At 66.2% G+C, this 746-nt stretch carries 1 protein-coding gene; it reads right to left on the reverse strand.

Annotated features, from left to right (window positions below; translation table 11 throughout):
- Positions 1–746: PKD domain-containing protein (locus tag Ato02nite_RS51205; RefSeq protein ID WP_246608274.1), on the reverse strand; the 746-nt coding region annotated here is incomplete at both ends.

A 746-nucleotide genomic window follows, 5' to 3' on the forward strand; every position in this document is an offset into this window, starting at 1 on the left:
GTCGCCGACCACGGCCAGCACGTCGAGGGTGGTGTTCTTCTTCTGGCCCTTGACCGCCAGCGACCACTTGCCCTTCTTCACCTTCACCGAGTGGAAGCAGGTCAGGACGTTCACGTCGTTGGTGAGGCGGATCCACCGGTTCTGGTACGAGTAGCAGTAGTCGGAGGCGCCCTGCGTGCGCAGCACCACGACGAGCAGTTCGGCGACTCCGGAGCCCTTGTCGGCGGCGGTGCCGCGAACGGTCTTCCAGGACGAGGCCTTGGTGCTCTTCGCGGGCTTGGTGATGGTCACCTTCGGGGACCACACGTCCTTCTTGACCGTGATCCGGCCGACGAGGACCTGCGCCGTGCTGCCGTTCTTGTTGGTGAACACCGCGGTCAGCGTCCGGGTGCCGGCCGGCACCGGGACGTCGCCGGCCAGGTGGTAATACCTCTTCGCCACGGTCTGGTTCTTACCGGACAGCGTCTTGGTGAAGCCGTCACCGGTGTAGAGCACGATCTTGGTGGTGCCGGTCGGCACCGACGAAATGGTGACGTTGAAGTACTCGCCGGGCCAGACCGCCGTCTTGCTGAGCTTGAACGTGCCCGGCACGGTGACCGTGACGGTGGCCGGCGCCGGGGTGGTCCGGTTACCGGCCGCGTCGGTCAGGGTCAGCGTGACCGTGAACTTGCCGGCCTTCGCGTACTGCTTGGTGATCGCGGTCCAGGTGGCCGGCAGGGTGCTGCTGGTGCCGTCGCCCCAGTTGA

The organism is Paractinoplanes toevensis (genome assembly GCF_018332695.1).
Classification (GTDB): domain Bacteria; phylum Actinomycetota; class Actinomycetes; order Mycobacteriales; family Micromonosporaceae; genus Actinoplanes; species Actinoplanes toevensis.